The sequence below is a fragment of the Loigolactobacillus coryniformis subsp. coryniformis KCTC 3167 = DSM 20001 genome (assembly GCF_002706425.1).
Lineage (GTDB): Bacteria > Bacillota > Bacilli > Lactobacillales > Lactobacillaceae > Loigolactobacillus > Loigolactobacillus coryniformis.
On the sequence record NZ_CP017713.1, the window covers coordinates 1,277,875 to 1,299,022 of the forward strand.

General features: G+C 41.8%; 21 protein-coding genes. 14 read left to right on the top strand and 7 right to left on the bottom strand.

The genetic code is table 11. From position 1 onward, the window contains the following. Positions 1–56 precede the first annotated feature (56 nt). Complete coding sequence (locus LC20001_RS06330) at positions 57–1,499, top strand: MFS transporter (protein WP_029507967.1); 1,443 nt, start codon at positions 57–59, stop codon at positions 1,497–1,499. A gap of 45 nt (positions 1,500–1,544) precedes the next feature. Here LC20001_RS06330 and LC20001_RS06335 read toward each other — a convergent pair whose 3' ends face one another. Further along, positions 1,545–2,732, bottom strand: coding sequence for a toxic anion resistance protein (locus LC20001_RS06335; protein WP_010009715.1), 1,188 nt, complete (start codon positions 2,730–2,732; stop codon positions 1,545–1,547). Next, positions 2,722–3,429 (bottom strand): 5-bromo-4-chloroindolyl phosphate hydrolysis family protein, encoded by a 708-nt coding sequence (locus tag LC20001_RS06340; RefSeq protein ID WP_010009714.1) that lies wholly within the window; start codon positions 3,427–3,429, stop codon positions 2,722–2,724. Before LC20001_RS06340 ends, LC20001_RS06335 begins: the two co-directional genes overlap by 11 nt. A 196-nt stretch (positions 3,430–3,625) precedes the next feature. Here LC20001_RS06340 and LC20001_RS06345 point away from each other — a divergent pair, with 196 nt between their 5' ends. The 9 genes from LC20001_RS06345 (at position 3,626) to recD2 (ending at position 12,384) form a co-directional block, all read left to right on the top strand. Further along, the gene (locus LC20001_RS06345; RefSeq protein WP_010009712.1) at positions 3,626–4,165 is read left to right on the top strand and encodes an NUDIX hydrolase; all 540 of its coding nucleotides are present in this window, start codon (positions 3,626–3,628) and stop codon (positions 4,163–4,165) included. Between the two features lie 97 nt (positions 4,166–4,262). Continuing rightward, positions 4,263–4,517 (top strand): hypothetical protein, encoded by a 255-nt coding sequence (locus LC20001_RS06350; protein ID WP_010009710.1) that lies wholly within the window; start codon positions 4,263–4,265, stop codon positions 4,515–4,517. 97 nt (positions 4,518–4,614) lie between these two features. Then, positions 4,615–5,307 (top strand): 5'-methylthioadenosine/adenosylhomocysteine nucleosidase, encoded by a 693-nt coding sequence (locus LC20001_RS06355; protein ID WP_003677504.1) that lies wholly within the window; start codon positions 4,615–4,617, stop codon positions 5,305–5,307. 71 nt (positions 5,308–5,378) lie between these two features. Further along, positions 5,379–6,539 carry a cysteine desulfurase family protein gene (locus LC20001_RS06360; RefSeq protein ID WP_003677506.1) on the top strand — a complete coding sequence of 387 codons (1,161 nt, stop codon included), beginning with the start codon at positions 5,379–5,381 and terminating at the stop codon, positions 6,537–6,539. Between the two features lie 118 nt (positions 6,540–6,657). Beyond that, positions 6,658–6,999: a DUF1831 domain-containing protein gene (locus tag LC20001_RS06365; RefSeq protein WP_003677507.1), complete on the top strand. Its 342-nt coding sequence runs from the start codon at positions 6,658–6,660 to the stop codon at positions 6,997–6,999. A 315-nt stretch (positions 7,000–7,314) separates the two neighbouring features. Continuing rightward, positions 7,315–8,439 carry a tRNA 2-thiouridine(34) synthase MnmA gene (gene mnmA, locus LC20001_RS06370; RefSeq protein WP_003677509.1) on the top strand — a complete coding sequence of 375 codons (1,125 nt, stop codon included), beginning with the start codon at positions 7,315–7,317 and terminating at the stop codon, positions 8,437–8,439. A gap of 109 nt (positions 8,440–8,548) precedes the next feature. After that, positions 8,549–9,208 (top strand): histidine phosphatase family protein, encoded by a 660-nt coding sequence (locus LC20001_RS06375; RefSeq protein ID WP_010009707.1) that lies wholly within the window; start codon positions 8,549–8,551, stop codon positions 9,206–9,208. Positions 9,209–9,216: 8 nt separating this feature from the next. Continuing rightward, on the top strand, positions 9,217–9,873 hold the full coding sequence (locus tag LC20001_RS06380; protein ID WP_003677513.1) for a tetratricopeptide repeat protein: 657 nt from the start codon (positions 9,217–9,219) through the stop codon (positions 9,871–9,873). A gap of 9 nt (positions 9,874–9,882) precedes the next feature. Continuing rightward, the gene (gene recD2 / locus LC20001_RS06385; RefSeq protein ID WP_010009706.1) at positions 9,883–12,384 is read left to right on the top strand and encodes an SF1B family DNA helicase RecD2; all 2,502 of its coding nucleotides are present in this window, start codon (positions 9,883–9,885) and stop codon (positions 12,382–12,384) included. A 26-nt stretch (positions 12,385–12,410) separates the two neighbouring features. Here the strand turns inward: recD2 and LC20001_RS06390 are convergent, their stop codons facing one another. The 4 genes from LC20001_RS06390 to LC20001_RS06405 all read right to left on the bottom strand — a co-directional run bounded on the left by LC20001_RS06390 (position 12,411) and on the right by LC20001_RS06405 (position 16,931). Beyond that, on the bottom strand, positions 12,411–13,373 hold the full coding sequence (locus LC20001_RS06390; RefSeq protein ID WP_003677517.1) for a diacylglycerol/lipid kinase family protein: 963 nt from the start codon (positions 13,371–13,373) through the stop codon (positions 12,411–12,413). Positions 13,374–13,457: 84 nt separating this feature from the next. Beyond that, positions 13,458–15,140: a ribonuclease J1 gene (gene rnjA, locus LC20001_RS06395; protein ID WP_003677518.1), complete on the bottom strand. Its 1,683-nt coding sequence runs from the start codon at positions 15,138–15,140 to the stop codon at positions 13,458–13,460. Further along, the gene (locus tag LC20001_RS06400) at positions 15,115–15,354 is read right to left on the bottom strand and encodes a DNA-directed RNA polymerase subunit epsilon (protein ID WP_010009705.1); all 240 of its coding nucleotides are present in this window, start codon (positions 15,352–15,354) and stop codon (positions 15,115–15,117) included. The genes rnjA and LC20001_RS06400 overlap by 26 nt, the downstream gene beginning before the upstream one ends. A 338-nt stretch (positions 15,355–15,692) precedes the next feature. Then, positions 15,693–16,931, bottom strand: a complete 1,239-nt coding sequence (locus LC20001_RS06405; protein ID WP_069700484.1) for a transposase — start codon at positions 16,929–16,931, stop codon at positions 15,693–15,695. A 594-nt stretch (positions 16,932–17,525) separates the two neighbouring features. On the opposite strand from LC20001_RS06405, the gene LC20001_RS06410 reads away from it, so the two are divergent. Then, positions 17,526–18,032 (top strand): hypothetical protein, encoded by a 507-nt coding sequence (locus tag LC20001_RS06410; protein ID WP_010009702.1) that lies wholly within the window; start codon positions 17,526–17,528, stop codon positions 18,030–18,032. 47 nt (positions 18,033–18,079) lie between these two features. Here the strand turns inward: LC20001_RS06410 and def are convergent, their stop codons facing one another. Next, positions 18,080–18,637, bottom strand: a complete 558-nt coding sequence (gene def / locus LC20001_RS06415; RefSeq protein ID WP_003677521.1) for a peptide deformylase — start codon at positions 18,635–18,637, stop codon at positions 18,080–18,082. Between the two features lie 315 nt (positions 18,638–18,952). Here def and LC20001_RS06420 point away from each other — a divergent pair, with 315 nt between their 5' ends. Genes LC20001_RS06420 through LC20001_RS06430 form a run of 3 tightly spaced genes read left to right on the top strand, consistent with a single transcriptional unit; the run spans position 18,953 to position 20,943 of the window. Then, on the top strand, positions 18,953–19,879 hold the full coding sequence (locus LC20001_RS06420) for a Rossmann-fold NAD(P)-binding domain-containing protein (RefSeq protein ID WP_003677522.1): 927 nt from the start codon (positions 18,953–18,955) through the stop codon (positions 19,877–19,879). Continuing rightward, positions 19,876–20,154, top strand: coding sequence for a UPF0223 family protein (locus LC20001_RS06425; RefSeq protein WP_010009699.1), 279 nt, complete (start codon positions 19,876–19,878; stop codon positions 20,152–20,154). Before LC20001_RS06420 ends, LC20001_RS06425 begins: the two co-directional genes overlap by 4 nt. Before the next feature lie 9 nt (positions 20,155–20,163). Continuing rightward, positions 20,164–20,943, top strand: a complete 780-nt coding sequence (locus LC20001_RS06430; protein WP_003677524.1) for an inositol monophosphatase family protein — start codon at positions 20,164–20,166, stop codon at positions 20,941–20,943. The last annotated feature ends 205 nt before the right edge of the window (positions 20,944–21,148 follow it).

Sequence of the window (21,148 nt, forward strand, 5' to 3'; positions counted from 1 at the left end):
GTTATTTTATTAGCGACAAGCCTATCTTTATGACTAAATAAGAATGAGGAATTAATATGGCAACTGAAGTCAAACAAGCTTCTTTTCAAACGGATCCGAATGTTCAAAAAAATCGTTGGTGGATCTTAGTCGCAGTCGGTCTATTCACGTTTATGTCAACCTTAGATGGTAGCATCGTTAATATCGCTTTACCAGTGATGAGTCGTGATTTTCATATTCCAATGAATCAAGCGGAGTGGGTCGTTTCAATTTACTTGATCGTTGTTTGTGCACTATTATTGTTATTTGGTAAGTTAGGTGATGCCTTTGGTAAAATCCGTATTTTTCGCTTAGGCACGTTTTTCTTTGTATTGGGCTCACTATTATGCGGGTTTAATCAAAGCTTAACGTTTTTATTGTTGGCACGTAGCTTGCAAGCCTTTGGTGCTAGTATGACGATGAGTACAAATAATGGGATCATCACCGAAATTTTTCCTATACAGGAGCGAGGTAAAGCGTTAGGCTTCATCGGCTCGTTTGTCTCTTTAGGTTCGATCGCTGGGCCGGGTATTGGCGGTTTGATCTTAGCGGTATTGCCGTGGGGCTACATTTTCTGGCTGAATGTACCAATCGGTATTTTGACTATGATTCTAGGTCATAAAATTTTGCCGCATGATTTGTTAGCCAATCGTAAACCAATTGATTTCGGTGGCTTTATGCTATTCATGATCACAATTGTGAGTCTATTTGTCGGCGTTTTTCTAGGCCAACAAATTGGGTTTACTCAGCCAATCATTTTAGGTTTATTCTTATTGGCTATATTGATGTTTAGTGCCTTTCTTTGGTATGAACAACGCCAAAAAGAACCGTTGATCGCATTTAAATTATTCCGTAATTCTGCGTTTACATTAAGTTTGATCGCTGGTTTTCTGATTTTTGTGACCAACTTTTTCTTCAACGTGATCTCGCCGTTTTATTTAGAAAATGCGCGGGCAATTTCACCGACGATTGCTGGTTATATTCTAATGATGTTTCCGATTGTTCAGGTGATTGCATCACCACTGGCTGGTAGTATCTCTGATCGGATCGGACCAGAATTATTGACGTTTATTGGTTTGGTTTTAATTTCCCTAAGTCAGATTGGTTATTTATTAACTGATTTAAGTACGCCACTTTGGCTATTTATGGCTTTTGTCGGCTTAGTTGGGCTCGGCAATGGGATTTTTCAAGCACCGAATAATACAATGGTGATGAGTTCGGTTACTGCTAAAGATCTAGGCATTGCTGGTGGGATCAACGCACTAGCACGTAATTTAGGGATGGTTTTTGGTATTTCCATTGCAACAACAGTGTTGTATGGGGCAATGAGTCATAACTATGGTCAACATGTGACAACCTATTTAGCGAAGCGACCAGATGTGTTTATTTACGGGATGCATGCTTCCTTTGCGGTGGCACTGGTTATTTGTTTAATTGCGACGATGCTGACAGGGGTTCGTTTATTACGTAAACGCCGTTAATAAAAAGCGCTAGACCGTTAATTCTGGTCTGGCGCTTTTGCATTGCTATTTATTATGGCCCTGGGTTAGAGCTAATAATTGATCACGGAGATTATTTTCCATATGACTCAGTTCTAATTCGGCACTTTGACGTTTTTCGCGGCCTTCTTGTTGGATCTTCAAAGTTTCCTGCAAAGTTTCAACGAGATCACTTTGCGTTTTCTGTAGCGTTTCAATATCGACGACACCACGTTCGTTTTCCTTAGCCGTTTCAATGGAGGAGATTTTCAGCATTTCACTGTTTTTCTTCAATAGGTCATTAGTGGTTTCGGACACTTGACGCTGTGCCGTGACTGCTTCTTTTTGGCGTAGCAAGGTGAGGGCGATTGCCACTTGATTTTTCCATAGTGGAATTGCAGTGTTGATCGATGCCTGAATTTTTTCAGCTAAAACCTGATTGGTATTTTGAATCAGCCGTATTTGCGGGGCTTGTTGGATCGTGATCTCACGAGCTAATTTAAGGTCATAAACGCGTTTGTCTAGCCGCTCCTCAAATTGGTTCAAATCGTTAACGGTTTGTAGATCCATTTGGCTGCCGCTAGCTTGCGCTTTTTGATTAGCTTCAGGAATTAATTTGGTTTGTAATTCGGTGCGTTTTAGTTCGCCAGCGGCAATAAAAATATTCAAGGCGTCGAAGTAGTCCTTATTTTTTTGATAAAGTTGTTCCAGTAGCCGGTTGTCGTTGAGTAAGTTATTTTTTTCTTTATCTAATTTAACGGCAATCGTATCGATCTGGGCACCAATTTTTTGGTATTTAGCCTGGATCTCATAGATCGATTTGCGCACTTTGCCAAACATGCGTTTAAAGAAATTACTGTCGCCAGCTTGTAAGTCTTCGGGACTAGCTTCGTTTAAGCGAAACATCAACCCGGAAAGGGCATCGCCGATCGCACCCGTATCTTGGCTCTGTACTTTACTTAACATACCTTGTGAAAATTCACTAAGTTTAGTTTGCGCTTGAGCACCATAAGTCATCACTGATTGCGTATCACTGACATCGATTTGTTGGGCCAACTTTTCTGCATCGGCTCGTTGCTCGGGATTTAGCCGATCAATCATCTGCTCAGGCTGTCCTGTCTGAGTCACTTGCTGATCATTGACGACTGGGGCATTAGGGGTGCTAAAAGGATCTTTTAAGAGATCATCTAAAACTGCGTTATCAGGGGTAACATCTTTTTTTTCGTTATTGCTCATCGTTATTGGACTCCTTTGCTGCCGTTTGGGATTTTTTAAGTGCTGCTTGTGCCAAGGTCATGTCGACATCGATATCACTTAAGTCATCAGCAACTAAGGCCTCATAATCGTCACGGAATTGCTGGGCTAGATCACTAATGACCGTCGCACTTTTATCCAGTACGGTGTAGGTATCTTTATCTTTAACTTCGTGCTTATTGATTGCGATATGCTTTTTCGTTAAATCGACCATTGTGGGTAAATGCCGGTATAAAAAGTCACTGGCAGCGTGTAACTTTTGTGGTTCGGCAACGATCGTTTTAAAAATTGCTCGACTGACTTTAACTGGTTCCGAATGTAACTCGATTGCACGTAATTTAGGTACGCTTTGCATATTCTGATTTAATTGATCGATTTGATCTTTGGCGGTACTCATGGTTTCGCGGAAAAACTGAATGTCTTCGTCGGACATACCTGCTTTACGATAGTGCGTCAACATGGTCTGATCAACATTTTTTAAATTTTTCGCCGCTTGTGGTTGCCGTTGTTGCCACCAGAAAATAATTCCCGTGACGATCACAGCACCACCAAGTGCCAAAGTATTGTTAAAATTACCATTCATGCAGCCATCAAAAACTAAACGGAACGCGTAGAAGCTGGCAATAAAAATAATCGCATTGATCAGCCAGCTACGGCGCTTAGAAATTCTTTTTTGCATTATTGTCAACTCCATTCCTTAACGATCTATTGTAGCTTCATTTTACCACAGACAAATTACGAGCAGCTAAGTCTAAAGATTGATTTTCTGCTAAATCGAACTACTGATTCTTACAAATGTATTTGAATTTCTAAATTATTACCGGTATCATGAAAATATCAATGCAAAAGTATTGCGGAAAGATGAAGGAATGACCATGGAATTTGCGGAAAAGCGATTGACGAATCAGCGCTTGTATCATGGTGCGGTGATTGATTTAGATTTAGAGACCGTTGCACTACCTAATGGTAAAACGGCTAAACGTGAGATCGTACGTCACCCTGGTGCAGCGGCAATTATGGCGTTGACTGCCGATCAGCGGATGATTTTTGTTGAGCAGTGGCGAGAACCATTACAACAGGTTACGTTAGAAGTGCCAGCTGGCAAAATTGATGCGCGGGATGTAGATGCTGAAGCAGCAGCTTGGCGTGAATTAAATGAGGAAGCTGGTTATACAGCAGATAAATTAACCTTACAGGCCCGATTTTATTCATCGCCTGGTTTTGCTGATGAGCGCATGTCACTTTATCTAGCAACTGATATTCGGTCGGTGACCACGCGTTTGGCCTTAGATGATGATGAGTTTTTACGATTGCATTTGTTAACTTTGGCACAGGCCCAAGAACAGATCGAAGCTGGGGTGATCTGCGATGCTAAAACTTTGATTGCCGTCCAATATTGGCAAGCAATGAGTTGACTCATTGCTCAACAATCGTAACAGTCGCGGCAGGTTATCTGGCACGGGTTGGTGGCTGTTCAGTTATCCTCGTTTTGAAGTAAAGGATCGTGATTAAATGTCAAATGAAGAAAAACCACTAAGTCGGGCAGCGTACCGTAAGCAACAGGAACAACACGAGCAGCAGACGGAACCAGCTAAAGAACCGCCATTACGGCGCGAAGATAAGCGGCGGGGCAATAAACGGTCACATACTAGCAGTGATTTGGATGAACCCGCGGCTAGTCCCAAGCTTAAAAAACGTTTAAATTGGGCGATTGGAATCGTTGCTGTGTTGATCGTCTTGGTTTATCTGGTTTTATTTTTTGTCTAGATTAACCATGAATGTCGTTTTTTATCCTAACTGGTGATCGTGATAAGAAAAACGACAGGTGATAGAAGTAATATTAATATATAAGGAGTGTTTTGATTTGAAAATCGGTATTGTCGGCGCTATGGAAGAAGAAATTCGTTTATTACAGGAAAAGATGAGCAATTTAACCCAAGAAAAAATTGCTGGAGTAGATTTTTATCAAGGAACGATCAGTGGTCAAACCGTTATTTTAGTTCGTTCAGGGATTGGTAAGGTCCAAGCAGGGATGACAACTGGTTTATTGCTATCCCGTTATACACCTGACGTCGTACTAAATACAGGCTCAGCTGGTGGCATTGGTAGTGGCTTAAAAATTGGTGACGTTGTGGTTTCCAGTGAAGTTGCTTACCATGATGTTGATGCGACTGCCTTTGGTTATGCGTTAGGCCAATTACCGCAGCAACCAGCACGCTTTAAAGCGGATGCTAACTGGGTTGCACGGGTGCAGCGGGCTTCGGCGGCGGTTAATTTAGCTTCACGGACAGGCTTAATCGTTTCTGGCGATCAATTTATTTCTAGTCATGCAGCTAGTGCTAAAATCTTAGCCAACTTTCCCGATGCCTTGGCCAGTGAAATGGAAGGCGCTGCAATTGGTCAAGTAGCTGCTCAATTTAAGGTCCCGTTTGTTGTGATTCGTGCCATGAGTGATGTTGGCGATGAAGACGCTGGTGTGATCTTCGATGATTTTGTGGTTGAAGCTGGTCAACATTCAGCAGCCATGATTTTAGCGTTATTAGCTGACTTAGCATAGCTAAACGGTTGCTTGACTTGTAAACTGTGCTAAACTATTATTGCTTACTTTTTACAAGGGGAGAACAAATAATGACACATACCTATTTAGATAATGCAGCGACAACACCAATGGATCCGGCGGTTATTGCGGTGATGACGGAGCAAATGCAGCAGAACTTCGGTAATGCTTCAAACATCCACTATTTTGGCCGGCAAGCGCGGCAAGTGCTTGATGCCAGTCGCAAAACACTGGCTCAAAGTATCAATGCTAAGGAAGCGGAGATCGTTTTTACTAGTGGCGGTACTGAAGGGGACAATACCGCGATCATGCAGACGGCATTGCAACGACAGAAACTAGGACGGCATATTATCACCACGGCCATTGAGCATGAAGCAGTCTTAAAGCCATTACATTTTTTGGAAACACAAGGCTTTGAAGTAACTTATTTACCTGTTGATGAGCGCGGTCTGATTTCATTAGCCGATTTTAAAGCAGCTTTGCGTGACGATACGATTTTGGTCTCGATCATGATGGGCAATAATGAAGTTGGTAGTCACATGCCAATTCATGAAATTGGTGAATTATTGAAGGACCACCAAGCTTGGTTCCATACAGATGCGGTGCAGGCTTACGGTTTGTTGGATATTGATGTCCAGCGTGATCATATTGATTTATTATCAGTTTCTGCGCATAAGCTGAATGGACCTAAATTTTTAGGTTTCCTCTATCGGCGTCAGGGAATTAATTTTCCCAGCTTTATCAAAGGCGGCGATCAAGAAGATAAGCGGCGGGCAGGAACAGAAAATATTCCCGCAATTGCTGGTTTCGCTAAAGCGGTCGAATTAGATACGCCAGCAGAAAAAGCCGCACGGCAGCAGAAATATGCTGGCTTTAAGCATCAGTTATTGGCTGGGTTAACGGCTAATGGGATTGACTTTGCGGTCAATGGTGAGCTGAATCCAGATAATTTACAACATGTTTTGAATATTTGGATCAAAGGAATTTCCACCTATGTCTTACAAATGAATCTCGATCTGGCTGGTTTTGCGATTTCTGGCGGCTCAGCATGTACTGCGGGCAGCTTAGAGCCCTCACATGTATTGACGGCCATGTATGGTAAAGATAGTCCGCGGATCGAGGAGTCGATTCGGATCAGTTTTGGTAAAGATAATACGGCTGCAGAGATTGATAATTTTGTGGCAGCTTTGACAAAAATCGTACAACGAGTTAAAAAGACAGTCAAAATTTAAACAGTAGAGCCATGTTTCTTGCGGCATGATTTTAGCTACAAGAATGGACATCGACCATAACATCGGAAATTTCTGGTACAAAAATTATCCACGATTGTGGAGTAGAGGAGTGAGCGGAATGGCATTTGCAGCAACAGCGGCAGTTAAAGGGAGCACAACAACTTACGCGCTTAGCCCTAATGTTAAAAAATATACATTAAAGGATGTCGGTTTTGTTGAAACGCGTGGTGGTAATTTTCAATTAGAACGACCACTTGATCCTAATTCGCCATACAATCAGGCGTTCAAGCTAAAAATTACTGTTGCCAAAGATTTAAAGAACCTGAAGATGTCGATTACAACAGCCAATGGGTTACAAGCAGTTGACATTTTTAAACAGCCGGCTAAAACCGAAGAAATTACGCAATTTAACTTTTTAGTGGACAATCTGATTGACCGTGAGATTTTAATTAAAAAATAATTAGTAAATTCACTTGATTTTATCATATTAAGTTTTAAACTAAAACTTAGATAAATAAGGGTGGGTTAAATATGAAAAAATTGGTTTGGTTGATCGTTACTAGCTATCATGATCTTCAGTGGGTTTATCAACATAATGAAGTTGCTTGGAAGATCAATTAAAGTTGCAAGTAAGACTACTCAGAAATGGGTGGCCTTTTTTACTTATGATTAGTTAGCTTGCTTTCTATCTGTGGCTTGTTATAATGGTAATTACTGAATTACGCGACCTTCAAATCGTGGATTTTCAGAATCTATTTGAAATGATGGTGATCAAATGAATGAGAACGCCAATACACGCGTTGTCGTTGGTTTGTCTGGTGGCGTCGACTCCACCGTTGCCGCATTATTGCTGAAGCAACAAGGTTACGATGTAGTCGGCGTATTTATGAAGAATTGGGACGATACCGATGAGATGGGTGTCTGTACCGCCACCGAAGATTTTAAAGACGTGGTTAAAATTGCCAATCAAATTGGCATTCCGTATTACTCAATTAATTTTGAGAAGGAATATTGGGACCGCGTTTTCGAGTATTTCCTAGATGAGTATAAGCACGGCCGGACACCTAATCCAGACGTGATGTGCAATAAGGAAATTAAGTTCAAGGCATTCTTAGATTACGCATTGGATCTAGGTGCTGATTATATTGCAACGGGTCATTATGCCCGGATTCGGCGTGATGCTGATGGCACTGCCCACATGTTACGTGGCGTTGATGGCAATAAAGATCAGACTTATTTCTTGAGCCAATTATCACAGAATCAGTTGAATAAGGTCATGTTCCCATTAGGCGAGATGACTAAGCCTGAAGTGCGCGAGATCGCCGCTAAGTATGACTTGGCAACCGCTAAGAAAAAGGATTCCATGGGGATCTGCTTTATTGGTGAGAAGAACTTCAAGCAATTCTTAAGCCAATATTTACCAGCACAGCCTGGTAAGATGATGACCGTTGACGGCGAAGTTAAAGGAACCCATGACGGTTTGATGTACTATACGATTGGTCAGCGTCAGGGCCTAGGAATCGGCGGTAACGGTACTTCGAACGATCCTTGGTTTGTGATTGGTAAGGATCTTACGACTAATACATTATACGTAGGCCAAGGCTTCCACAATGAGCATTTATACGCAACGCATTTGACTGCATCTAAGTTTAACTTTACAACTGACTTAGATCGAGGCGATACTTTCCACGTAACGGCTAAATTCCGTTATCGGCAGAAAGATACCGGCGTCACAGTGCATATGAATGCTGATCAAACAACGGCAACAATCGAGTTTGACGAGCCGGTTCGTGCGATCACACCTGGTCAGGCCGTTGTTTTATATGATGGCGACGAGTGTTTAGGTAGCGGTACAATTGACGCTGCCTATAATGATGAGCGCGTATTACAATACGTTTAATTGAGAAAAGTTGGCTGCGGCCAACTTTTTTGTTTGCGATGGTTGCTTGAATTTCCGCGCACTTTTCCGCATAATAGTAGGAAAGGTATTGGAAAGAGGATCAGTTCTGGTGACTAAATTATTTTTTGTACGACACGGTAAAACGAAATGGAATTTAGAAGGACGTTATCAAGGCGCTAATGGTGATTCACCGTTATTAACTGAAAGTTATACGGAAATCGATGACTTGGCTAATTTTTTACGGCCATTACAGTTTAATCGAATCTATAGCAGTCCGTTAAACCGCGCTAAAACGACTGCTTTAGCGTTAGAAGATCGGTTACCCGGTAATATTCCGGTTGTGATTGACGAGCGTCTACGCGAGTTTAATCTAGGTAAAATGGAAGGCATGAAATTCACTGAGGTGGCTAAACGTTATCCGAAAGAACTATATGCATTCCGACACGCACCGGCACAATATGATCCGACTGTGATCAACGGCGAATCCTTTCCACAGCTGATTGCGCGGATGCAACCAGCAATCAAAGAAATAGTTGCTCAAGACACTGGTAAAGGACAGTACATCATTGTCAGTCATGGGGCTGCGTTGACCGCACTGATCCAATCATTATTGGGCACACCGATCGCTGATATCCGTAAACGTGGCGGGTTATCAAATACAAATGTGACCACGATTGAAACTACAGATAGTGGCGCAACTTATCAATTGATCAAATGGAACGATACTCATTTTCTAAGTAAAACATTAGACGAGACTGATACGATTTAGGTGATTTTTTGCAGAATAAAAGTAAAGCTTTATGGGCAAAGGGCGATAAACAAGGTGCAGTCAAAGCCTTAGTTAAAGCTATTGAACAGGCACCGCTACAATTAGATAATTATTTAGAATTAGCGGCTTATTTAAATGCACTTAAGGATACTGATCAGGCAGAAAAGTTATTGCATAGCGCTTTAGTGCGTTTTCCAGATAATCAAGATCTGCTTTATAGTTTAGGCACAACTTATTACGCGGCAGGCAATTATCCACAAGCGCTGGCGCAGTTTCAGCAGATCACCGCTACCCGTTTAGAAAATGATAAATTATACATGCTGGCGTCAACTTATTATGCGCAACAAGATTACGCTCATGCATTAGCATTTGCGTTGACAGCGCAGCAAAATGAACCACAGCGTAGCGATGTTGATCTGCTAGTCGGTGATTTATTTCTAGCGTTAGGGGACTTTGGCCATGCTGAAACATATTATGCACAAGTCTTGACGCAAGAGCCTGACAGCGCGGCCGCCAATTTTAAAGTTGGTTTAGCCCGATTAGCACAAGGAACTGCTAACGAGGCTTATTTTGAAAAGGCTAAGCAGTTAGATGCAGCCTATTTTGAACGTGAGAAACACCGTTTAAGCGATATTGAACGTTACTTAAAAGCACAACAAAAATGAGGTACCACTATGTCAGAACAAGAACTACCATTATTTACAGAGGATGAACAACCGCCATATTTGATTGGTAAAGTTAGTGCGGTCTTTTTTCATAATCCAACTAATTTTTATCAAGTTGTGCTAATCAAGGTTAGTGAAACTAGTTTCGAATGGCACGAGGATGAAATCGTGGTTACTGGCAGTTTTGGTGAACTCAAAGAAGAAGAAACTTATCAGTTTTTTGGCAAGTTAGTGACTCATCCCAAATATGGCATGCAATTTCAAGCGACTAATTACCAACTAAATAAACCAACGACGACTGCTGGTTTGGTGGCTTATTTGTCGGGCGATAATTTTAAAGGCATCGGTAAGCGCACTGCGGAAAAAATCGTGGCTGAATTGGGAACTGATGCGATCGATAAAATTCTCGCTGATTCAAGTGTGCTGGCGCCATTAGGGTTACCAGCAACTAAGATTCAAGCGTTAGTTGACACACTGACGGCTAATAATGGGCTGGATCAAATTATTATTGGTCTTAACGGTTATGGCTTTGGTAGTCAGTTAGCTTATACCATCTATGAACGGTACCAACAAGATACCTTAAAAGTGATCACAGAGAATCCCTATCAATTAGTTTATGATATTGCCGGTGTTGGCTTTAAAAAAGCCGATAACATTGCCTTGCAACAGGGTTTAGCGGCTGACGCACCAGAGCGGATCCAAGCGGCAATTTTACAGGTGATCACTGAGTTGACTCAGGCCGAAGGCGACACTTATACGACTGCTCAGCCATTATTGAATGGGAGTTTAAAGTTGTTACAAGAAAGCCGTAACGTCGCAATCGATCCGGATAAAGTGGCACAGCAGTTTATCGAGTTAGCTAATCAAGGCAAATTGGTCGGTGACGAGGATCGAATTTATTTGCGGTCGCTTTATCGGGCCGAATGGCAAATTGCTGAACATCTCTACCGTTTGGAAAATGACGAGGATGCGATCACTTATCCAGGACGTGATTTGGATAAAGAGATTCGCCGTCTAGAGAAGCTTTTTGGGATGAGTTATGGCGATTCACAAGTTACCACGATCAAAGAAGCTATGACGCACCGCGTGTTCTTATTGACTGGCGGACCTGGCACTGGGAAAACCACGATCATCAATGCAATTGTTAGTTTATTTGCTGAACTAAATGGACTATCACTTGATCCAAACGATTACAAAGATCAAGATAAAACTTTTCCGGTTTTGTTGGCTGCACCAACAGGTCGTGCGGCTAAGCGGATGAGTGAAGTTACCGATATTCCAGCCAGTACGATCCATCGCTTATTAGGCCTAACCGGCCGTGAAAGTAGTCCTGATGTGGCTACTAAAGATCTAGAAGGTGGCTTATTGATCATTGATGAAATGTCGATGGTTGATACGTATTTATTTAAAATGCTGATCCGTGCGGTGCCTAGTTCAATGCAAGTTGTCCTAGTAGGGGATAAAGATCAATTACCGTCAGTCGGTCCAGGACAGGTTTTTCACGATCTTTTGAGCAGTCATGTGTTGCCTGGTCATGAATTGACTGAAATATATCGACAAGATGGTGAATCATCGATCATTCCGTTAGCACACGCAATCAAGGAAGGACAATTACCGGCTGATTTTAATCAAAATAAAGTCGATCGTTCTTTCATTGCTTGTAATGCTTATCAAGTTGAGTCGGTGATCCAGCAGGTAGTCACTAAGGCTAAAACAAAAGGTTTTACGGCACAAGATATTCAGGTGCTGGCACCAATGTATCGTGGTGCTGCGGGTATCGACCGACTGAATGTTGAGGTTCAACAGATTTTGAACCCACCGAAATCAGCGAAAACGAAAGCAATCGAATTTCGTAACCAAACGTTTCGAATTGGTGATAAGGTGTTGCATTTAGTTAATAGTCCGGAACAAAATGTTTTTAATGGCGATATTGGTGAGATTGTTAGTATTCAGTTGGCTAAAGATAAAGGTAACGAGGATCGTGCCGACAAAATGACAATTCGTTTTGATGCTACCGAAGTAACCTATGGACGTACAGATTGGGCCAAGATCACTTTAGCTTTCTGTACCTCGATCCATAAGGCGCAAGGGAGCGAATTTAAGCTGGTTATTTTACCAATGGTTCATCAGTATCAACGCATGCTGCAGCGAAACCTACTGTATACGGCAGTGACCCGTGCCGAAAAGTTATTGATTCTGATTGGTGAAAAACAAGCCTTTATCGATAGTGTTCAACATGAATCCGTTAATCGGAAAACAACTTTAATGCAGCGCGTGCAGGCTACTTTTGCACCTGACGAACAACCTGCTAAAATTGAAGACAAACCAGCAACTTACGCAAAGTCAACTGATGATAAAGCGCCAACTGCGACCACCTCAGTTGAAGTTACAGCACCTGAGCAACCGGCAGATTTTATTTTGACTACCGCACTGATTACACAAGGCAAAATTGATCCGTTGATCGGCATGAAGGGAATCAAGCCCCGCGATTTTGTGACCGCAAATAAATAAGCAGGTTTCCCATTTAGGGAACCTGCTTATTTATTAGGTACGAACCAGAAGTCTTGGTGTGCCACACTAAATTCTAAATCAAAGCGGCGCTTGCCTAAATCTTCGCCGTCGGCTTGTCCGTATTCAGCCGCGGAGGTTTGCACATGTAATTTACGAACGTGGAAATGATGGACCGGCGGCATTTTAGTATGCCATTGACGAAACATCATGGCGAATAATAGGATGAAGTAAAAAACGTTGACGCGTTCCATAATGACTAAGTCTAAATGGTGATTGTAGACTGAAGCACTGGCTAGTAGAGGAACGCCGCCGCCAAAATAGGGATGGTTAGTTGTAGTGACCACAAATCCTCGCTTAAACTGACGCTGTTGCCCATCGGCAGTTACCGTTACCGGGAAGGCTTTTTGACTGAAAAAAGCTTTAACTAATGAAGCCAAATAGGCCAACGAGCCCGCGTGATATTTATTGAGATATTTTTTAGTGACCGAGCGGTTGGTAATGTGGACAACGTTAGCGTCAAAACCGATTCCGATATTATTGCTAAAGTAGCTAACTGTGTGCTGCTGTAAATCATTGCAGCGACCAATATCTAAGGTTAAGGGCTTTTGTGCAGCTAAGATCTGTGCTAAAGCTTGTTGTGGATCAGTGGTGATACCGACACCACGTGCAAAATCATTGCCGGAACCACAGGGAATATAAGCTAATGGTATTGGATTATCCGGCACTTGTTGTAAGCCGTTTAGCGCTTCATGTAAGGTACCATCGCCACCGAGGACAAGTAATATTGGCGACTCGGCGGTTGTTGTATGATATTTTGTAGCCAGATCGTAAGCCAACTTGGTGGCATGACCGGGTGCCTGTGTAAAATTCTCTGTATAAGAAAGGTGACGTTGTTGTAGGATCGGCACGAGTTGTAACCAAGTTTGACGAGTACGACCACCACCAGCAAAATTATTGATGATGACATAAAAAGGGCGTTGTTGAGACACAGCCGGCACTTCTTTCTAAATTGGAAATTTAATGGCCCAAAAGACGCTTACTGCGTCTTTTGGGCCATTATTGGTTGCACGGTGCTAAACCGTGACCAGCATTGGTAAGATCATTGGGTGGCGTTCAGTTTGATCAAATAAGAATTCTTGCAGATCATCGATGATTGCATCACGTAACATTGACTCAGTCACTTGTTCGTTCGTTTTGAAAATATTACGCATGATTCGATAAATTCGTTTTTGACCTTTACTGATTAGTTCGCCAGATTCACGCATGTAGACAAAGCCACGTGAGAGAATATCAGGGCCAGCTAAAACTTGCTTGGTTTTAAGGTTAATTGTTGCTACCACGATGACAATACCTTCTTCAGAAAGTACTTGGCGATCGTGAAGTACCACATTACCAATATCACCGATACCACTACCATCAACGTAAACGTCACCGGCAGTGAAGTGACCGGCGATCCGTGCGGAGTCGCTGGTTAGGGCTAAAACATCACCATTTTCCATGATAAAGGTGTTTTCTTCAGGAACATGGGTCTGTTCGGCTAATTCAGTGTGTAATTGCAACATCCGGTATTCACCATGAATTGGCATGAAGAATTTAGGCTTCATCAAGCGGAGCATTAATTTTTGTTCTTCTTGGCCACCGTGACCTGAAGTATGCACATTATTCACTTTACCGTGAATGACTTCGGCACCAGCCTCAGATAATTCGTTGATCACATGGTTAACACTGGTTGTGTTACCTGGAATCGGATTACTAGAAAAGACGACTGTGTCACCAGGTTGAATGGAAATCTGCCGGTGAGTACCATTAGCGATACGGCTTAATGCTGCCATTGGTTCACCTTGTGAGCCAGTACAGAGGATCATGATCTTGTTGGCTGGTAAATGATTTAGTTCATTGCCTTCAACTAGACTTTCTTCAGGAATATTTAAGTAGCCTAATTCAGTACCATTAACGATCGCATTTTGCATACTACGACCAAAAACAGCAATTTTACGGCCAGCGGCTAACGCGGCATCACTAGCTTCCTTGATCCGAGAGATATTGGATGCAAAGGTAGCAAAGATGATCCGGCCTTCGATTTTGTCGATAATATGTTTCAATGATTGTTCGACAAAACGTTCTGACTTCGTAAAACTTGGTACTTCAGCGTTGGTACTGTCAGACATTAAACAAAGGACGCCTTCTTCACCAAGGCGAGCCATCTTTTGAAAGTTTGGTGCAGGTTGGTCGCCCACTGGTGTTAAGTCAAATTTATAGTCACCAGTTTCAACAATGGTTCCTTGTGGTGTTTTGACGGCAACGCCTAACGTATCGGGAATAGAATGGGTTGTTCGGAAAAACGATACGCTAGTTTTACGGAATTTTAAGACGGTATCTTCGTTGATTTCATGTAACTCAGCGTCTTTTAATAAACCACGTTCCTCTAATTTACCGCGGATCAATGCTAAAGCTAAAGGCCCAGCATAAATCGGAACATTCATTTGTTGCAACAGGAAGGGGATACCACCAATATGGTCTTCGTGTCCGTGAGTGATCACTAAGGCCTTGATTTTGGACAAATTAGTCATTGCGTAAGCATAATCAGGAATGACGTAATCGATCCCTAGTAGTTCATCCTCTGGAAATTTGATCCCACAATCGATCAAGATGATTTCATCTTGAAATTGAATGCCATACATATTTTTACCGATTTCGCCTAAGCCCCCCATGGCAAAAACGGCAGTTTCGTTATTCTTGACGTTCAGTTTCTTCATCATTGAACTCCGTTAGTTTAAAATTGGGACTCTTTTGTTCATATTCGAGATGATTACCGATCAGTTCTTGAATAAATTCAACATTATAGGGGGTTTGTGTTTCGATGATTGACCGAGCAGCTACTGCATCAGTAGCGTCCATGTAGAGTGTTTTAGTGCTTTCACGCCGTGGTGCCATAGATTTATTTTCTTGATAAAGTACTTTAAAGATCATAAGAAATAGATCGCTCCTTTGAAAAAATAAGATAAAATATAGTTACACTACTAAAAAGCCCACCTGATTACGTGGGACTTTCAGCGTGCAATTAAATTGTTTTCTTCCGAACAAGTGGTTGTAAAAACAACGTATGCCTAAATTTTAGCATAAAACGATTAATAAGTATACTCACTACCATCTTGAATTTACCCATTTTACCTTGTTCGGCGGGCAAAAGTTATGTCTTTGTCGGTCATTAATCGTTTTGGTACCAGTCAACTGGATCAAACTCATTTAGATGTATCCTAAATAAACGTCCCTTGACAGCACGTTTGAAAAACTTATCGAACTAACACTTAAATCGCCAAGCACAACTGCCTAGGGTCATGCCGTTGCTCGATACATTTGAAGTGCCTAATACCACTGACATCGAATTTCAGGATCGCCGCTAAGCCACGAATATAGCGATAAAACTTAAACCTTACCGCTTGCCGTAAACACTGTGCTTTGCGGTATAAGATTTCATTAAATGATAGCCCGGCTTCGATCTTGATCGCGTGATGACCTAATAAATACGTGATCAATCGGTGAATCAGCTGCAGTGAATTTAGCGAAAGTGTGCGGATTTTTTCCAAGTGATATTCCTGCTTCTGTACCCGGAATAGTTCTTCGATCCGCCAGCGGGTAAGATAGCTTTTGACGATCCGGAGCACGTCTGCTTTACTCGTAATTACCTTATTGGTCAGGAGTCTCATTGGCTTTTCACCATATCCATAAACGACCACCATAAAAAACGCTCGACCTTTAAACGCGGGTAAAGTCACTTTGATATGACTGATCTTTAAATGATAGTCTTTGCCTTTGATCTGACTATCAAAGGCGATCTTGCCCTTGCGTCGCTGCGCCAATTCAGGGACTTTATAAGCCTTATCCTGGTAGTGGACCCAGCGTTTGTCGGTTAAGCGCATAATGAAATCAGTTTGCTTTTGCATCAAAAAGTTAATGATATCATTCGCATCATAACCGCGATCCATCACGACGGTATATTTTTTATCACCAAAGAGTTGATCAACGCGATTTAAGCCGCGATAGGTTTCAACGTTAGTACTGATAAAGTCAGTTTCCTCAGCTGAAAATAAATGCGAGTATAGCGGTAGTGGCTGCTTTGTTTTTGATGTTGCGACCGTAATATTGGTTGTGAGGTAGCCTTTTTCGGTGACACCTTTTGAACCGTCGTGTACCCGGCCTAAAGCTTCAAATTTCTCACCATAAGGCTTGGTAATATCAGAATTATCAACGATGACTAGCATATCGTCCTTAAGCTGCGGTTGTACCGCGGCCAAATAATTTTGATCCAACTTGGCATAATCATGAAAATTCGTGGCGTTGCGGCTCAAACGTTTGAGCGTACCCAAAAGCGTAATATCCTCATTCAACGCACGGCTGATTTCCGCTAGTAATGGTGAACGTCCTTTCGCTAGTCCATAAAGCATGTCCATAACGAAATTAGTCGTAGGTTTAGACATGCCGAGCGTGAGCTTTTTGGCATAATTAATAATTTCTCGTTTTGCTTGATATATTTCCGTTGATTCCATGTTAAAATAACCTTGGTCCTTTCTTTTGTTAGCTTTGTTTTTGCCAACTCAACTTTAACATAAGTTGGGGCTTTTTTTTCGGAAAATTTTGAACCAAAATAGCGCGCCAATCACGATTTTAGATCGTAATTGGCGCGCTTGCTTTTTCAGTTAGCTTTGTTCTCGTTATTTTGGGTAAACTCAAAACTACCATGCCTGGGTAAGTTCAATAACTGAGCATGATAGTATGTCTCTTTTCGTTAGGTGATCAATTATGGTACAGTAAAGTCAGTACAAGGCTTATTTAAAATCGCTTTTAGTACTGTTTCTTGTGGGAACTGCCGCTTGTTTTGGGTCATACTTTTAGCAAGGAATTAGTTACTGAAATTACTGATAAAACGTTTGCTCACCAGTTGCAGTTGAACTGCTGCCACAGACGAGGTGGACTTTTACTAATAGCTTTCGGGTTTCTGTGTTGTTCATTTTGTTGGCCGTAACTGTGCTTGGCAAAAACCTAGCAAGATAAAGAGTTGTATTGAATATGAACGGTAAAAATTACTTAACATTTTTTACTAAGCAACGATCATTCTATATGAGATAGAGGAAGGTAAAACAATGAATACATTATTTGTGAGCTTAGTTGTACTAGGCGTCATTATTTTGGTCGTTGTGTTAGTACTTACACAGCGTCTACGCCGTAATCACGCTTTACGTTTACTGCAACTAACTAGTCAAAAAGCGAGTGATGCTGCTGCAGCAACTGCACTGCAACAATTAAGTCAGCAAAAATTGTTGCCTGCATTGACGGCGCCGTTAGTTTCACAAGTTGCCGCCGATATTTGGGGCCATGGTGTTTTAGTTTTTGAGTATCAGGTCGCTGCAGGTGAGCTGACATCGCCGCAGTTAAATATGTTAGCCCATCAGTTAGAACAGGCTTTGGCACAAGCCGCAAAACAACAAGAATTGACGGCGTTTAAGCCGGACGTACCGGTATTTATCGTTTCTGATATTTGGCTGTTGACTGGAAATTTACATTTTGATGTTGCCTATTTACGTAATCAAGCAACTTTTGATTATGTGGCCGATATGCGTAAACTCAGTGTTGAAAAAGGAACTAATTAAAAAAGTGAGCTGCAATTTTGCAGCTCACTTTTTGTAATCGGGGAAGTTTATTCGATGACCAAATCTTCGTTTTCCATTGTAAATGGATGTTCGTGGTCAATATGATCATAAAATAAGATGCCATGTAAATGATCGATTTCGTGTTGGCAAACGATTGCTGGATAGTTTTTTAGGCGAATCTTATGTTGGTTGCCGTCAATATCATAGTAACGTAAGGTGATCCGATCGTGGCGAACGACGTAGCCAGGAACATCACGATCAACGGATAAGCAGCCTTCGCCTTCAGACAAGGCCGCCCCTTGAACGGAGTGACTGATAATTACCGGATTGACGATCGTATCTTTAAATAATGGGGCTTCACCTTCAGGCCCAGGAACTAAAACTGATGCCATCTGTAAAGAAACGTCAACTTGTGGTGCTGCCAGACCAACGCCAGCACGTAGATGATATTTTTCCGCAATTTTAGGATCTTGACTATTTTCAAGAAATTCCATCATATCATGTGCGAGTTGCAGTTGTTCATCCGTTAATGGGAAGGTTGCTTTTTTTGCTTCCGCTCGTAGCGTATCGTTACCTTCACGAATAATATTTTTCATTGTAATCAACTTCTATTACCTCCGCTTTATTACCATTTATGAGAATAGTTTAGCATAATTATTCGTTAAATTAAAAGCTTGTTCTGATGTGCACTCGGTTTCTAAATGCCCAGCAGAGGAAATGAAGTGAAAGCTAACTAAAGCTTTAGAAAAAAGTTGGAAAAAATAAATTTTTGAATTTTAGTCAATCTAGCTTAAAATAGAGATAGTTTATCTGGTTTTTGGGGAAGGGGTTGAATAAGTATAGTCAAGGATAGCCACTAGATTTTAATTGCACGACGATTAGTTTGTGGGGGTTACTTTAAATTGGGTATACTTGGATCAATGAAAAAGAATATCGTAATTTGCGGTAATGCGGACCGCGTTTATGCAGCAACACTTGCCTGTTTGCTGGTTGATTTTCCATTAACGATCAATTTACTAAGTGATGATGGCTTAAGTTCAGAACGATTACAAGAATTAGTTAATGCAGCGGACTTACAGAATAATATTGATGTTCAGCTAGCAACGCCAGCAATTTTTAAAACAGCCGATTTATTACTGATCACCGATTTACAAGCGGTACCAGCTGATATCTCAGCATTAGATTACGCTACGGCGATTTTACCTGAATTTCGTAAATTGATTGCCAGCGCGATGGCTAATGGATTTACTGGTAAGATTTGTTTGCTGCAAAAATACGACGAACTGTTTACCTATTTTGCGTGGCGCTTTTCTGGCTTACCACAGAGCGATATTGTTGGTTTTGGCACGTTCCCAGCAACGTTGCTGTTAGAACGTTTGCTACAAAAACAATTGCGGGTTGGACGGCACGATGTGCGGGCCTACGTTGTTGGTACGGCGCAACAGCCGATTGTTGTCTGGAGTCGAGCCTATGTTGGTGTGGCCCCGGTGTTGACTTTAGTTGCCAGTGAAACAACGGATTTTGACGCTGATAAAATGATGCAATTGGAACAGCGGGTACAACAGGAAAGTGGTGTGGAGCAATTCGCTTTACAAGCAATTTGTTTACAAACTGTTTTACGGGCATTGCTATTTGAAGCAGGCTTGTTATCGACCTTTACAACGTTGCATCCATATACTGATGATCAATTAGTTGCATATAGCGCACCAATTTATCTAAGTGGTTCGGGAACGCGTCAAGTTACTGAATTGTCTTTGACTAAGGAAGAACAAGCTGAATTGGCAGCATCATTAGCAGTCACTCGTGATATGATCACACAAATCGAACAAGGAGGATTAGGTGTTTGAATAATCAAAATTATCAGTATCCAATGGATGCGGATTGGTCTAAAACCGAATTGGTGACGGTGATCACCTTTTATCAGGCAGTTGAACAAGCCTATGAACAAGGTTGCCTCGTAGCTAAATTTTTAACCGCTTATCAGGCTTTTAAGGTCGTAGTGCCAGGTAAAGCTGATGAAAAACGGTTAGATCGTGAGTTTAAACAAGCTTCCGGCTATTCGATTTATCGCGCTGTGCAGGCGGCTAAAAAAGCGACTAAAAAGCAATTTAGAATGGAATGAGGTGTGGGTATGGATCTATTGGAAATTAAAGCAGTTAATACAGATGTTCAACGTTGGTTAGCTACTGCAGCAACCAATTTACGGCAACATTTAACCGCACATTTTCAAGTACAAACTAAATCTGGACGTAATGATTTAGTCACTAACTTTGACAAAGAAACTGAACATTTTTTGGTTGATCAAATTCGGCATAGCTTCCCGAATGATCAGATCGTAAGTGAAGAGGGTTTTGGCGATCAAGTTCAGCAAATGAGTGGTCGTGTCTGGTTTGTTGATCCGATCGATGGGACATTAAATTTCGTTAAACAGCGGAATGATTTTGCGATGATGATCGGCTTATACGAAGATGGCCGCAACGTTTTAGGTTATATTCTAGACGTTATGGACAACAAGTTATTGTGGGGTGGTCCTAGTGTCGGCTTACATTTAAATGAAGAGGCAATCAGTGGCCCGGCAAATGAGCCCTTAGCTGCTGGTTTGTTTGGCGTTAACGGCCCGATGTTTGCAACGAATCGCGAGTCCGTTCGTGATATTGCGTTTGCCAGTTCTGGCGCACGCATTCTGGGTAGCGCTGGTTTAGAATTTCAACATGTGATCTTAGGCCGCCAGGTGGGATACATCTCACGTTTGATGCCATGGGACTTTGCGGCGGGAAAAATTTTAGCAGAAACTGCAGGTTTATCGGTCACAACGATTGACGGCGACCCTATAAATATGCTAAAATCGCAAACTGTATTAGTAACAACGCATCATGCGCTGCCAGAGATTCAAAGAATCCGACAGTCTTAAAGGTAGTTTATGAATAAAAAACGCAGGACTGTGGCAATGGTCACAGTTTTTTTATGGCGTTGGGGCGGATGTTTTCTGAAAAAAACTGCGCATCAGCAATATTTTCTGGTATAATATGCTGTTGAGTGTGAATTTCGCCTGAAATTTATGGTTTCGGGCTTGGTTTTAACTAAGCAAATAGCGCACAGTTAAAGAAGGCCAACCG